Raw genomic sequence first — 15,039 nt, 5'->3', positions numbered from 1 at the left:
AACCGCCGGGTTCATACGGCGGTCCCAGCTTCGGCTCTCCTTTGTCGAGCCTCGCTGAACCGCCGGGTTCGACCCTGCGGTGCATCGAATGCCCGTCCAGCGTATTAGGCTCGCCGACGTGGCAGACAAGATCCCCGTCGACCTGCACGGCGCCGCGGCAACCATGCTGACGACGCTCTATCTCAAAGCACTCGACGCCGATTTCGACTCCCCGGTGCTGGGCGACCGGTACGCCAAGGAGGCCGTCGAGCGCATCGACTTCGACTGGGACGCCCTGAAAGCTCCCGGCCGCTGGGCGCCCCTGGTGACCGTGCGCACCGCCCAGTACGACATCTGGGCGCGGCAATTCCTGGCCGGCCACCCCGACGCCACCGTCATCCACCTGGGCTGCGGCCTCGACGCCCGGGTCTTCCGCATCGATCCGGGACCCGAGGTGACCTGGTTCGACGTCGACCAGGCGCCGGTGATCGCGTTGCGCGCACAGGTTTACCCCGACCGCCCCGGTTACCACCTGATGGCGACCTCGGCCACCGACCCGACGTGGCTGGACAAGATCCCGGCGGATCGCCCGGTGCTGCTGCTGGCCGAGGGCATCAGCATGTACCTGACCGAAGCCGACGGCGTGGCACTGCTGCAGAGCATCGTCGACAAGTTCCCGTCCGGCGAACTGCAGATCGACTTCTACAACTGGTTCGGGATCAAGACGCAGAAGACGCACCGCCTGCAGCGCCAGTCCGGCGCGACGCTGCACTGGGCGGTCAACGGCCCCGGCGACATCCTGGACAAGGTGACCGGCATTCGGTTGCTGGCTGCCACCGACTTCTTCGACGCGCAGACCTTTGACCGGGTTCCGGCCGGATTCCGGCGGTCCAGCCGCCTGGCCCGGGCGGTGCCGCCGCTGCGGGCAATGCTGCAGTACCACCGCTACGCCTTCGGCCCGGTCAGCTGACGCCGGCGGCGTGCTGCTCGGCGATGCCGCAGAGCAGCGCCCGAATCGCCTCAACCGAGCGCTCCGGCTCCGGTCCGTGGGAGTGGTATTCGATGTTGAGCTGGCCGGCGAAGATCTGCGTGAAGTAGATGTCGATCCCCGCGCTGACCGCGAAATACAGCTCACCGTGCGTCGTGGTGACCTCCACGCCCGGTGGCGTGCGCACCGGCGGTACCAATCCGTTGTTGCTCAGCACCACGACATCGGGCAGGCCCGGCGGGTTGCCCACGTACTGCGGGCTGAAGTGCAGCCGGGACTGCTGGATCACGCCCTCGTCGAGATCCTTCTGGAAGTTCGCCGCGATATCGCGAGCCAGCTCGACCAGGTCGGTCTTGGTGTCGACCTCGGCCAGGTAGGTCGCCAGCCCGATCGGGTTGGTGCAGCCGGTGGCCGAAACCGGTGGTGACAGAAAGTATCTCAGGTCGACGGTGTAGACGTAGGGCACCGGGATGCTGAGCTTGCCGCGCAGCTGCCATTCGGCTGTCAGCACCGCCGCGGAGAGCACGGCGTGCAGGCTCAGGTCGTGCGCACGGCCGAAGGCCACCACGTTGTCGGTCTGGCTTTCGGTCAGCCGGCACGACGCCATCGGCACCAGCACCGGCGACGACGGCGCCTGCGCCGCGACGGCCCGCCGGGTGGGCGGCAGATCGTAGGCGAACAACGCCGGCATGAAACGCTCGATTCCGGAGCGCTGTTGCTTGTCGATCCCCCGATCCGACAGCACCGCCTCGATCGACAGCGGAGCGGGCTCGACGTTCATCGCACCGATCCGGCCCGTGGTGACCAGATCGGTGTAGTAGGACAGCATCTCCTCGATCAACGCGTACATGTGGTGGCCGTCGGCGACGGCATGGTGCACGTACAGCGTCGGCTGGGCCTGCCCGTCGCGGATGATCACCCGCATCGCCACCAACGACTCGGTCTGGTCGAAGTGCGGGGCGGGCGGCTGCTCGTCGGGCCCGTCGAGCTCGATGACCTCGATACCGTCGGGCATCAGGTCGTCGGTGACGAACTGGTGGTGCCCGTCCGGCAGACGCTCCAAGCGCCCGGTGAGGATCGGATGCGCCTCCAGCAGCGCCTCATAGGCCTCCGAGAGCAGATCGATGTCGACCGGACCGGTGACATGGGCCGCCAGACCCACGAAATTATGGGTTTCGGCCAGCATCTCCTCGCTGTTGGCGAGCTTGCGGATAACCGAGGTGGCAAACACTTGTGGCGATATCCCCTCTACGACAACTCGACCAGAGTCATTTCGCCGTCTTCCGCAGCGGACTCCGAGTCGTGTTCGGCGATGGCCTCGCGGACCAGCTCCATCACCGCCGCGGTGAACCCGTCGGCGAGCGAGCGCACCACGGACTCCTCGATGCGGCGGCTGTCGAACCACCAGTCCACGTGCAGCACCCCGCCGGTCCGATAGGCCCGCAACTCCAATGCGTGCCCCAGCCCCGCGATCGCCTCGCGCACCGGCATCGCGGTGTCGGGGTCGAACTGCACCGGGGAGTCGCCGAGCGACGGCGGCTCGGGGATCGCCCCGAGGTAGGCGAAGTGAATGTCAGCCGGGGCGACCGAGGCCAGGCGCCGCGCCGTCGGCGCGTACAGGTAGCGCAGCAGTCCATAGCCGATCCCGTAGTGCGGGACGCCGTCCACGGCTTCGTGGACCGAGTCCAGCAGCTGGCGCGCGGATGCCTGTCCGGCCGGCGAGCAGCTCAGCGCGACCGGATAGATCGTGGTGAACCAGCCCACGGTGCGCCGCAGGTCGACATCGGGCTTGAGCACCGACCGGCCCGCTCCCCCCAGGTCGACCGCGATGCTGCCCGCACCGACCGCCGATGCCACCGCCCGGCCCAGCCCGGCCAGCAGAATCTCGTTGATCGGCAGGCGCAGCCGCCGCCGCGCGTCGTCGATCTCGCTGGTGTCCACGGCGGGCAGTGCCGTGGACAGCGTGCACAGGTCGGCGGCCGCCGGCGGTTCGGCGGCCTCGGCGGCCAGCCGCAGCGTCGCTGATTGCGTTGTCTGCAACCAGAACTCGCGACTGTCCAGCACCGCCGGGTGGGTGGCGAGTCCGGCGCACCGCTGCGACCACTCGGCCCAGCCCACCCCGACCGGCTGCAGCTCGATGTCGTTGCCGCCCAGCTTCTGCCCGAACGCGGTAAAGATATCGGTGAGCAGAATGTCGCGGGAGGCCTCGTCGCCGACGGCGGCGTGCAGGCTCAGCGCCAGGTAGCACAGGTCGCCCGCCGCGCCCCGCACATACAGCGCCGTCAGCGGTGGGCTGGACAGGTCCTGCTCGCGGATGTGCTCGGCGAGCAGCGTGCGCACCGCGTCGTCCTCTGCGGTCAGGCCCTCCGGCAGGTAGTGGATGCTGATCTCGCCGAAGTCGCCGGGCTCGACGATCCGCTGCTCCCAGGTGCCGGCCCGCTCGGTGATCCGCAGACGCAGCGCCTCATGGTGGTTGACCACCGCCGACAGCACGGATCGCACGTCATCGGCCGAGATGTCGGGGCGCAACCGCAGAACCACCGGGATGCGCCAGCGCCCGTGTTCGCGAACACCGTTTTCCAGGAAGTAGGCGATGTTGGGCGGCACCGGCGGGTGCGCCACCGCACCGGGCGACTGACGGCCCAGGCCGCCGGCGGCATACCGGGCGGTGAGCGCCTTGGCCAGCGCCGCCACCGTCGGATTGTCGTAGAGGTCCTGCGGGGTCAGGTCGAGCCCCTCGTGCGAGGCGGCCATGGCGACGCTGATCGCCACCAGGGAGTCCCCGCCGACGTCGAAGAAGTTGGCCGTGCGATCCACCGAGCCGACACCCAGGCACAACGCCCAGATGCGTTGCAGTGTCGCCTCTATCGACTCACCGCTGGCCGCGGTGTCCCCGCTCGGACCGCCCGCGGCGGCACCGGCCGCGCCCGCGCCGCCGGACACCCAGGTGGCGTTAGCATTGTGCTCAAGCCAATGACGTTGCCGCTCAAAGGGATAGCCCGGAACAGTGACGCGTTTGGGCTGGTAGTCCCCGCGCAACGGCGACCAGTCCACCTCCACCCCGGCGGCCCAGAGCTGGCCGAGCGCCAGCAGGAAGGCGTCGCGGTCGTCGCGGTTCTGGGCGTGGTGCCGCATCAGGCGCACGGCCCGATGCCCGCTCGCGAACTTCGGGTTGCGGGCCGCGGACGCGGTCAGCGTGGCCCCGGGACCGACCTCGACCAAGACCCGGTGCGGGTCGCCCAGCACGACGTCGATCTCGTCGGCGAACCGGACGGTGGCCCGCACGCTGCGCGCCCACGTCGCCGGGTTCGTCGCCTCACTGGGCGCCAGCCACGTGCCGGTCAGGTTCGACAGCAACGGAAGCTGCGGTTCGTGCAGCGTCTGGCGGGACAGGAACGCGGTGAACTCCGAGATCATCGAGTCCATCAGGCGGGAGTGGAAGGCGTGTGAGGTCCGCACCCGGCGCGCGTTGATACCGGCCTGCTTGAGCCGGTCGGTGAACTCACGGATATCGGACTCGGCCCCGGCCACCACGCAGCCGTCCGGGTCGTTGACCGCGGCCAGGTCGACGTCACCGGTCAGATAGGCACCGACCGCCTCGGCGCTGATCGGCACGGCCACCATCACGCCGCGCGGCGCGGCGTGCATCAGCCGGGCCCGCATCGCCACCACCTTGATCGCGGTGTCGAGGTCGAAGACACCGGCGACGGTGGCCGCGGCGTATTCGCCGATGCTGTGGCCGATCAGCGCGGCCGGGCGCACGCCGTAGCTCTCGACCAGTTTGGCGAGGGCGTATTCCACGGTGAACAGCGCGGGCTGGGTGCGATCGGTGCGTTCGAGGTCACGGGAGGTGCCCTCGAAGATCATCGAGCGCAGGTCGTAGCCCAGCTCCGCCTCGAAGCCGGCCGCGCAGCGGTCGAAGTACTCGGCGAACACCGGTTCGTTGTCGTAGAGCCCGCGCGCCATCCCGATGTGCTGGGCGCCCTGGCCGGGGAACAGGAACACCACCCGGTCCTCGGCGGTGGCGTCGGCGGGGTCCACGCCCTCGCCGATGAAGACGTTCTCGCTCTCCTCGGCGCCCAGCACCGCCACCGCGTCGGCGCGGTCGGCGACGACCGCGGCCAGGCGCAGGGTGTGCGGGTGCCGCTCGGCGAGCGTGTAGGCCACGTCGTGCAGATCCGGCGCGTCGGACGCCTCGGCCCCAGCGGCCGACAGCTCGGCCGCCAACTCCGAGCGGCCCTGCGCCAACGCCTCGGCGGTGCGCGCCGACAGCAGCAGCACCTCGGGCCCGGGCCGCGGGGCGGCCGTCGCGTTGGCCGGGGCGTCTTCGGGCCATTCCTCGACGATCACGTGGGCGTTGGTGCCACCGACGCCGAACGAGCTGACCCCGGCGCGCCGGATGCCGTCGGATTCCCAGGGACCGTACTCGCTGCGGATCCGGAAGGGTCCGTCGTCAAGGTGCAGTTCGGGGTTGGGGCTGGTGTAGTGCAGCGTGGCCGGGATCGCCCGGTGCTTGAGGCACAGGATGGTCTTGATCAGGCTGGCGATGCCGGCCGCCGACTCCAGGTGCCCAATGTTGGACTTCACCGAGCCCACGTAGCAGGGCCCGGTGCGGGGCTGTTCGGAGACCGCGAAAGCCTGTCGCAGGCCCTCGATCTCGATCGGGTCGCCCAGCGGGGTGCCGGTGCCGTGCGATTCGATGTAGCTGATGGTGGAGGCGTCCACCTCGGCGACCGCGTGCGCTTCGGCGATCACGTCGGCCTGACCGGCGGCGGTGGGCGCCGCGTAGGTCATCTTGGTGGCGCCGTCGTTGTTCAGCGCCGAGCCCCGGATCACCGCGTGGATGCGGTCCCCGTCCTCGACCGCGTCGGCCAGTGCCTTGAGCACCACCACCCCGACGCCGCTGGCGAAGATGGTGCCGTCGGCCCGGACGTCGAACGGCCGGCAGTGCCCGGTGGCCGACACCATCGAACCGGGCTCGTGCCAGTAGCCGACGTGATGCGGCACGCGCAGCGAGGAACCGCCGGCCAGCGCCATGTCGCATTCGCCGTTGAGAATGCTCTGGCAGGCCAGGTGCAGCGCGACCAGCGCCGACGAGCAGGCCGTCTGCACCGACAGTGCCGGGCCGTGCAGGTTGAGCTGATGGGCCACCCGGGTGGCCAGATAGTCCTTGTCGTTCTGCAGCGACAGGTTGACCATCTCGAAGCTGACGCCCTGCCCGATGATCAGGTTGGGATCGTAGTGCGACATCAGGTTGTGCAGCAGGTAGCCGCTGGTGGTGCTGGTGCCGTAGACGCCGACGGAGCCCTCGATCGCGCCGGGCTGGTATCCGGCGTCCTCCAGGGCGTGCCACGCGGTCTGCAGGAACAGCCGGTGCTGCGGGTCCATGGTGCGGGCGGCCTGCGGGGTGAACCCGAAGAAACCCGCATCGAACTCCTCGATGCCCTCCAGCAGCGCCGCGCGCCGCACGTAGTTGTGGTTGGCCAGCGCCTTGTCGCTCACGCCGCTGGCACGCAGTTCGTCCTCGGACAGCGTGACGATGGATTCGGTGCCGTTGCGCAGGTTGTCCCAGAAGCCGGTCAGGCTGCGGGCGCCCGGAAAGCGCCCGGCCATGCCGACGACCGCGATCGCGTTGGGCGGCACTTCATTGTTGGTCACGAACGATCTCCTACTTTCCGCCGCGCCGCCGCCCGCTGCCGCGCCGCGGCACGCTGCTGAGCCCGGCTCCGAACGCCCCCGGCGTCGCCGCCGCCGTCTGCGCCTTCCTGCGCCGCCAGACCGAGTTGGCGCGACAGGTCGGCGGCCAGATCGGTCAGTGAGGCCCCTTGCAGCAGCAGCGCCACCGGTGGCTCCACCCCGAAGTCGCCCCGCACGGTGTTGCGGATGCGCACGGCCATCAGTGAATCCATTCCGAGCTCGGTCAACGGCCGCCCCGGGTCGATGGCGCTGCCCTTGGGGTAGCCCATGATCGCCATGATGCGCGAACCCAGCCGGGCCACGACCGCCTTGGCGGCCTCGGCCGCGTCGAGCTGCTTGAGCCCCTCGGGGCCGGGCCAGTCGTCGTCCTCGGCATCGAGGTCGAGCTCCTCGGCCAGGGTGGCGAAGTATCCGAGCTGCTGCAACTCCGGGAAGGCCGCGGCCACCCGGTCCAGCCGCAGCCGCGCGACGCCGATCCGGCCGAGATCACCGCCCAGGATCGCCTCCAGCGCCTCCATGCCCTCTTCGGGGCTGATCGGGTCCAGCGCACTGAACTTCAGCTCCTGGGCCACGCCCACCCCGGACCACTGGCCCCAGTTGATAGTGATCGCCGGCAGCCCGGCGGCCCGCCGCCACGCCACCAGGCCGTCCAACCAGGCGCTGGCCGCGGCATAGGCCGCCTGGCCCGGGGCTCCCAGCAGCGAGGACGTCGAGGAGAACCCGACCCACCAGTCCAGGTCCTTGCCGGCGGTCGCCACATGCAGCCGCAGCGCCGCCGACGCCTTGGGCGCCCACACCCGGCCCAGCGTCTCCTTGTCGATGCCGACCACGATCTGATCGTCGATGACGGCGGCGCCGTGGATCACCCCGCGCAGCGTCAAGCCGGTCTCCTCGGCGGCGGCGACCAGGCTCTCGGCGACGCCGGGCGCGGCCAGATCACCGGAGACGACGGCGACCTGCGCCCGCTGTTCGAGCTCGGACAGCACGGCACGCTGCTCCTCGGAGGGCTGCGAGCGGCTGTTGAGCACGATCCGCGCGGCACCGTGATCGATCAGCCACCGGGCCACGACCAGCCCGATACCGCCCAGACCGCCGGTCAGCACATAGGCGCCGTCGCGCCGCACGACCGGGGCGCCCGTCGCGGTCAGGGTGGCCCGCCTGAGGCGTTCGACATAGCGGTTCGTGCCACGCCAGGCCACCACATCGTCGGTGCCGGCCAGTCCCAGCTCGGCGATCAGCGCCGCCACCGGGTCGGCGCCGTCGGTGCGGGCGTCCGTGTCGACCAGGGCGGTGTGCAGATCGGGGTGCTCATAGGCCAGCACCCGCACCAGGCCCTTGAGGGCGCAGATCGACGGATCGCCGTGCTCGCGCTGCTCGGCGTCGACGCTCAGGCCGTTGCGGCCCACCAGCCACAGCCGGGGCGCCGTGCCGTGCCAGCCTCCGACGATGGTGCGCACCGTCGAGGCGACCGACCAGGCCAGGTCGCGACCGCGGGCCGGGTCGTTGCCCGCCTCCGTGCCGTCGAAGTCGCTGCGGGCGGCCAGCACGACGACGCCCACCGGGGGCCGGTCGGGGTCGCCGGCGGTCTGCGCGAAGGCCTCCCGCACCGCGGGTTCGCTGGTCAGGTCCGCGGTGATCACGCGGCGCCCCGGCGAGCTGAACCGGGCGGCGAAATCGGCTGCCAGGGCTTCACTTTCGGGTCCGTCGGTGAGCACCAGCCAGCTTCCGTCGGCGGCTGCCGGGGGTTGAGCGGGGCCGGGAGCCTCGAGCCACTCGGTGTCGAAGATCTTCTGGCTCAGCGGCAACGGGACGGTGCGCCGCTGCACGCGCTGCAGGTAGATCCCGGAGAGCTCGGCGGTGACCGTCCCGGTGTCGTCGGTCAGGGTGACGCGCCCGGTGATCCCGTCGTCGTCGTGGTTGAGCACCTCGGCGTGGCCGCGGGCGCGCCGGCCGACATCGCCGAAGACCCGGATGGTCTCCACGGCCACCGGCAGGTAGGTGGCGTCGGAGGCTCCGCTCAGCGACTCGTCGGGCAGCGCGGCGGCCAGGCATTGCAGGGCGGCGTCGAGCATCACCGGGTGGATGCGGTAGCCGCGGTGCCCGGTCGCCTCGTCGGGCAGCACGATCTCGGCCTCCGAAATGCCACCGGGCTTGCGCACGATGCGGGTCAGCGCCGCGAACGCCGGGCCGTGCTGCAGACCGGTACGGCGCAGCGCCGTGTAGAGGTCCGCCGGGGACAGCGCGGTGCCGCCGCTCGCCGGTGCCGCCGTGCGAGGCTGCGGTTGCGCGGCCGGTGCGGGCACGGCCCGGGCGACGGCGTGCCGGGACCAACCGCCGCCGGCGGGACGGGAATGTATCTCGATGCGCAGCTCGTCGGAGCCGTCGGTGTCGTGCAGCAGCCGGGTGGTCACCTCGGTCCGCTCATCGACGCGCAGCATCTGTTCGACTTCGACCCGGTCCACCGCGATCGCCGACGGCGGCAGACCCAGCGCCTGTCCGGCCGCCGCCAGCGCCATCTCGGCGAACCCGGTGGCCGGCATGACGATCTGGCCGTGCACCTTGTGGTGGGCCATCCACGCGACGAGCTCGGTGCCCACGTCGGCCTGCCAGACGTGACCGTGTCCGGACGGAAGCTCGACGTGTGTACCCAACAGCGGGTGCGCGTCGGCGGAGTTCCGGTTGGACGCCACCGGTGCCGCCCAGTACCGAACGTGCTGCCACGGCCGCGCCGGGAGGTCGACGCGACCCAGGCCACCGTCGGGTTGCGGCGCCTGCGCCGGCGGCGGCGCGGCGGCGGCCAGGTTCGTGTGGAAGCTCAGGGCCTCGGGCTGGTCGCGCAGCAGGGTGCCGGTCACGGTGCTGTCGCCGGCGGGCCGCGCCGTCTCGAGGTTGCCGTTGATGGCGTGGCTGAGCAACGGATGCGGGCTGACCTCGACGAAGGTGGCGTGGCCGGCGGCGGCGGCGGTCACGGCCCGGCCGAAACGCACCGGGTTGCGCAAATTGCGCACCCAGTAGTCGGCATCGAAAGTCGGTGTCTCGGATGCCGTTTGGCCCACCGTGCTGATCAGTGGGATCTTCGGCGCCGACGGCTTGAGGTCAGCCAGCGCGGTGCGCAGCTCCTCGAGGATCGGGTCCACGGTCCGGTGGTGCGACGCCACGTCGACCTCGACGCGCCGGGCCAGCTTGCCCTGGGCGTCCACCACCGCGACCACCGCATCGACCTGGTCCGGCGGGCCGGCGATCACGGTCTGCTGGGGTGCTGCGTACACGGCCACGGCGATGTCCGGATGCTCGGCGACCAGCTTCTCGGCGGCCTCGGCGTCGAGCTCCAGCAGCGCCATCGCGCCCTGCCCGGACAACCGCGCCATCAGCCTGGACCGGGTGGCGATCACTTTGAGGCCGTCGGCGGGGCTCAGCGCACCGGCCACCACAGCGGCGGCCACCTCGCCCATCGAATGCCCGATCACCGCATCCGGTTCGACTCCGTGGGACCGCCACAGTGCGGTCAGCGCCAGTTGCATGCCCACCAGCACCGGCTGAATGCGGTCGATACCGACCACCGGCTCTCCGGATTCCAGCACCCCGCGCAGCGAGAACCCCACCTGAGCAACGAAATCCGGTTCGAGCTCGTCGACGGCGGCGGCGAAGGCCGGCTCGTCGATCAGCAGCTGCCGGCCCATCCCGGCCCATTGGGATCCCTGGCCCGAGTAGAGGAATACGGTGCCCTTGCCGCGGGATTCGGCACGCGTGCCGACCACTCCGGGTGCCGGGTAACCGCCGGCGACCGCCCGCAGCCCGGCCAGCGCCTGCTCGGTGTCGCGGGCACAGACGGTGGCGAACTTGGCGTACCGGCTGCGGTGGTGGTTGAGCGTGCGGGCGATGTCGGCCAGCGGGACCGTGGCGCCCGGGCCGGCGATCCAGTCGGCCAGGGTGGCGGCCCATTCCGCCACCCGCTGGTCGGTCTTGCCCGACACCACCAAAGTGGCGACCGGTTCGGCCGGTGCCGGCGACGGGACCGGGTCGGGCCCCTGCTCGAGCACGACGTGCGCGTTGGTTCCGCCGAGCCCGAACGAGGACACCGCGGCGCGGCGCGGACCCTCGGTGGCCGGCCACGGGGTCATCTCGGTGGGCACGAACAGCCGGGTGGGACTCGGGTCGATCGCCGGGTTCCAGGTGGAGAAGTTGCGGTTCGGCGGGATCTGTCCGCGCTGAACCGACAGCGCGGCCTTGATGAATCCGGCGATCCCGGCGGCTGCCTCCAGGTGGCCGATATTGGTCTTGACCGCACCGAGTGCGCATTTCGCGGCACCGCGCCCGTAAACGTCGGCTAGGGCCTCGAATTCGATGGGGTCACCCAAAGCCGTTCCCGTGCCGTGGGTTTCGATCAGGTTGACCGAGTTGGCCGCGACGTCGGCGCTGCGCAGCGCGCGGGTGATCGCGTCGATCTGGGCGATGGTGTTCGGGGCGGTCAGACCGTTGGACTTTCCGTCGGAGTTGATCGCCGAACCGCGCACCACCGCAAGCACCCGGTCGCCGTCGCGGATGGCGTCGGTGAGGCGTTTGAGGACCACGACTCCCGCCCCTTCGCCGCGCACGAAGCCGTCCGCTCCGGCGTCGAAGGTGTGGCATCGACCGCGCGGCGACAGCATTCCCCACTTGGCCATGGCGATCTGGGTTTCCGGCCGTAGGATCAGGCTGACGCCGCCGGCCAGGGCCAGGTCGCTCTCGCGCAGGCGCAGACTCTGGCAGGCCATGTGGATGGTGACCAGCGATGACGAGCATGCCGAGTCCATCGCCACGGCCGGCCCGCGCAGACCCAGCAGGTAGGCGATCCGGCCCACCGCGACGGCGTGCGCGTTACCGGTGGCCGAATAGCCGTCGATGGCATCCGGGTTGGCCGCTGAAATGCCTTGGTACTCGGTGTAGTACACGCCCATCATGACCGCGGACCGGATACCGGACAGGGTTGCCGGCGGCATCCCGGCGTGTTCGAGCGCTTCCCAGGCCACTTCCAGCATCAGGCGCTGTTGGGGGTCCATGGCCTCGGCTTCGCGCGGCGAGATGCCGAAGAAGTCGGCGTCGAACCCGGCGACATCGGAGAGGAAGCCGCCCCACTTCGATGACATCCGGCCCGGTGCCAGCGGGTCCGGGTCGTAGTACTCCTCGGCGTCCCAGCGATCCGCGGGGATCTCGGTGATGGCGTCGCGACCGGTCTTCAACAGGTCCCAGTAGGCGTCCGGGCCCGAGGCACCACCCGGGAAGCGGCAGCCGATCCCCACCACCGCGATCGGCTCGGCGGCCGCGATCCGCGACGCCTTGTCGAACTGCTCGGTCAGCGCCCCCCGTTTCTCGGCGCTCATGGCCGAGATCCTGTTGAAGATCGTCGTCATCAATAAATACCGCTCTCGCTCCCGGTCGAAGCCGACTCGACCTGATCGAACAACTCGTCCAGCACGCCGCCGGATGAGCCGAACCCCAGATCGTCGTCGTCTTGACCTGCTGTGCTGTCCGGCTCGGCGTAGTGCGACGCCAGCAGCCCCACCAGGTGCGTCGCCAACGCTGAGATGCTGGGGTGATTCCACAGCATTGACGCCGACAAATCCACTCCCACCAACTGTTGTGTCTCTTTCAGCACGGTCATCGCGATCATCGAATCCAGCCCCATCTCCGGGAAGGGCTGGTCCACATCGATCGCCGTCGCCGACGTGCGCAGTTCGCGAGCCAAGATAGCCTGCAGCCTGACCACCAGCTCGTCGCGCCTCTGGTCGGCGGGAATGGCCGCCCAGTCTGGCGCGCCGGTCGCCGCGGCGGCGGCGTCGCCTGCGGCAACCTCACCGGCCTCACCGGCACCGATTGCCACGTCGGCCTCGGCGACGAGCGACTCGAAGAAGGTCAGGTCGCGGAATTCCGGCGACGTGGCGACCGCGCGGTCGATGCGCAGCCGTCCCACCCCGACCCGGGCGCCGATCCCGCCGGCCGCCAGCACCGCGTCGAGCGCCTCGATGCCTTCGTCCGGGTTGATCGGGTCCAGCACGCTCAGCGTCATCGACCGGCCCAGCCCCACATCGGACCACTGGCCCCAGTTGATGGCGGTCGCGGGCAGCCCGGAGGCGTGCCGCCACGCCATCAGGGCGTCCAGCCAGGCATTGGAGGTGGCGTAGCCGAGCTGGCCGGGCAGTCCCAGCAGGGCGGCCATGGAGGAGAAGCCCACCCACCAGTCGAGCTCGGCGGTTGCGGTGGCCGCGTGCAGGCGGGCGGCGCCGACGGCCTTGGCCGACCAGACATCGGCCAGGCTCTCGGGCGTCACGGCGCTCACCAGTCCATCGCCCAGCACGCCGGCGGCGTGGACGACGCCGCGCAACGGCCGGCCCGTCTCCTGGGCGGCGGCCACCAGCTGCTCGGCCACACCCGGTGCGCTGATGTCGCCGGCGACGAAGACGACCTGCGTCTGCGCGGCCAGTTCCGCCAGGACGGCACGCTGGGCCTGCGACGGCTCGCTGCGGCCGTTGAGCACGATCCGTCCGGCGCCGCGCTCGGCCAGCCAGCGCGCCACCACGGTGCCCAAGCCGCCCAGCCCACCGGTGAGCAGGTAGGAGCCGTCCGCCCGGACGGTGGCGTGGCCGGCATCGTCGCCCTGGGCATCCCCGGCACCGTCGAGCGCCGCCCGGATCAGTCGCTCGGTGTAGCGCTGACCGTTGCGCCAGGCGATCACGTCGTCGCGCAGCGAGGCGCCCAGTTCGGCCAGCAGGGCATCGGCGCGGGCCGCGGTGTCCTGGGCGGGGTCGAGGTCGACCAGGGTGGCGCCCAGGTCCGGCTCGTCGGCGAGGACGCGGGCGAGTTCGCCGGGGAAGCGCCAGGTGCGGACCACGCCCTTGAGCGCCCCGATGGCGGGATCGCCGGGTTCGTCGCCGCCGAAGGCCAGCCCACCGCTGCTGACCGCCCACAGTCGCGGCTTGGCGCCCGTGGACGCCTCGGTCCAGCCGGCGACGGCTGCCTTGGCCACCGACCACGCCGTCCAGACCAGGTCACGGGCCCGCGCCAGTGCGCTGTCCGGGTCGGTCCCGGCGAATTCGCTGCGTTCGAGCAGCACGACGATGCCGGCGGGCGGATGCGCGGGGTCCGCGGCGGCGCGCTCGATCGCTTCGTTCAGGGCGGGCCCGTCGGTGAACTCCCCGGTGATCACGGTGCGGTCGGGGCCGCCCAGGCGTGCCGCCAGGTGCTCGGCGAGTTCGCCGGTGGACGGCTCGCAGAGCAGCAGCCAGCTGCCGGCCGCCGCCGCGTCGGCGGCCGGCGCGGTGACCGCCGGCGTCCACTCGGTGGCGAAGGTCTTCTGGTCCAGTGGCACCCGCAACGAGCGCGGATCGATGGGCCGCAGCTCGATGCCGGCGAGCTCGGCGCACGGGGCACCCGAGTCGTCGGTCAACACCAGACGGCCCCGCACCGCGTTGTCGTCGGCAACGCTCAGTGCGGCGTGGCCGCGCACCGGGCGTCCGGCGGGTGCGAACACCCGCACCGCGGCGACCGCGGCCGGCGCGTAGCCCGCACCGTCCGCGTCGTGGCCGGGCTGTACGGCCTCGACACCGGCCGCCAGCTGCCGCAGCGCGGCGTCGAGCACAGCCGGTGCGAGCCGGTAGGCCGGGTGGGTGCCGGAGCCGGTGCACTCGGGCAATGTGAACGTGTGCTGTTGCGGGGCCGGCTCCACCGCGCGTTGCGCCGGTGCGACGGCGACATCGGCGACGGCGTATCGCGACCATGCTTCGCCGGCTGCGCGGGCGTGGATCTCGACCTGTGCCGGGGTGGGCGCCCCGCGCAGGGTGGTGGTGACCTGTGTGGTGTCGTCGAGCACCAGCGGCTGCTCGATGTGCAGGCCGGTCACCTCGATCGACTGGGCGGGGGTGCCCAGTGCCTGGCTGCCGGCGGCCACGGCCATCTCGATCAGGGCCGCCGCGGGCGCAACGGCCTGTCCGTGCACCGGGTGCTCGGCCAGCCACGGCATCACCGCGGTGCTCAGCTCGTTCTGCCAGACGTGCTCGCCGGCGGTGAGCAACTCGACGTGCACGCCGAGCAACGGATGGACATCCGGTGCCGGCATCGCCCGCTCGGGGGCCGGAAGCCAGTGCCGGGTGTGCAGCCACGGCGTGGTGGGCAGCTCGGCGAACCCGCCGGCGCCGGTCTGGTAGCCGAGTTCGGCGAGGTGGATGTGGAAGCTCAGGGTCTCGTCGTCGCCTCGGCGAAGCGTTGCCCCCACGGTCACCGGCTCGGCGGTGGCGGCTTCGGCGGCTTCACCGATGGTGTGGGTCAGCAGGGGGTGCGGGCTGATCTCGATAAAGGTGTCATGGTCGGCCGCAGCGGCGGCGACGGCCTGGTTGACCAGT

The 15,039-nt window shown here is 71.3% G+C and carries 5 protein-coding genes; 1 reads left to right on the top strand and 4 read right to left on the bottom strand.

All coding sequences use genetic code 11. From position 1 onward, the window contains the following. Positions 1-118: 118 nt before the first annotated feature. Positions 119-949 carry a class I SAM-dependent methyltransferase gene (locus tag LI92_RS15460; RefSeq protein ID WP_046320317.1) on the top strand — a complete coding sequence of 277 codons (831 nt, stop codon included), beginning with the start codon at positions 119-121 and terminating at the stop codon, positions 947-949. On the opposite strand, the gene LI92_RS15455 is transcribed toward LI92_RS15460, so the two are convergent. From LI92_RS15455 to LI92_RS15440, 4 genes are all read right to left on the bottom strand, one after another. Then, positions 942-2,198, bottom strand: a complete 1,257-nt coding sequence (locus LI92_RS15455; RefSeq protein WP_046320316.1) for a phthiocerol/phthiodiolone dimycocerosyl transferase family protein — start codon at positions 2,196-2,198, stop codon at positions 942-944. The genes LI92_RS15460 and LI92_RS15455 overlap by 8 nt on opposite strands. 17 nt (positions 2,199-2,215) lie before the next feature. Then, complete coding sequence (locus LI92_RS15450) at positions 2,216-6,625, bottom strand: type I polyketide synthase (protein WP_286135128.1); 4,410 nt, start codon at positions 6,623-6,625, stop codon at positions 2,216-2,218. Next, positions 6,622-12,054, bottom strand: a complete 5,433-nt coding sequence (locus LI92_RS15445) for a type I polyketide synthase (RefSeq protein ID WP_046320314.1) — start codon at positions 12,052-12,054, stop codon at positions 6,622-6,624. The genes LI92_RS15450 and LI92_RS15445 overlap by 4 nt, the downstream gene beginning before the upstream one ends. Next, the coding region (locus tag LI92_RS15440; RefSeq protein ID WP_152665496.1) for an SDR family NAD(P)-dependent oxidoreductase at positions 12,054-15,039 on the bottom strand (2,986 nt) is incomplete at its 5' end. The genes LI92_RS15440 and LI92_RS15445, both read right to left, overlap by 1 nt.

It is taken from the genome of Mycobacterium sp. UM_Kg1, assembly GCF_000972925.1.
In the GTDB taxonomy this organism is placed as follows: domain Bacteria; phylum Actinomycetota; class Actinomycetes; order Mycobacteriales; family Mycobacteriaceae; genus Mycobacterium; species Mycobacterium hiberniae.
This window is presented reverse-complemented; position numbering and strand designations above follow the sequence as displayed.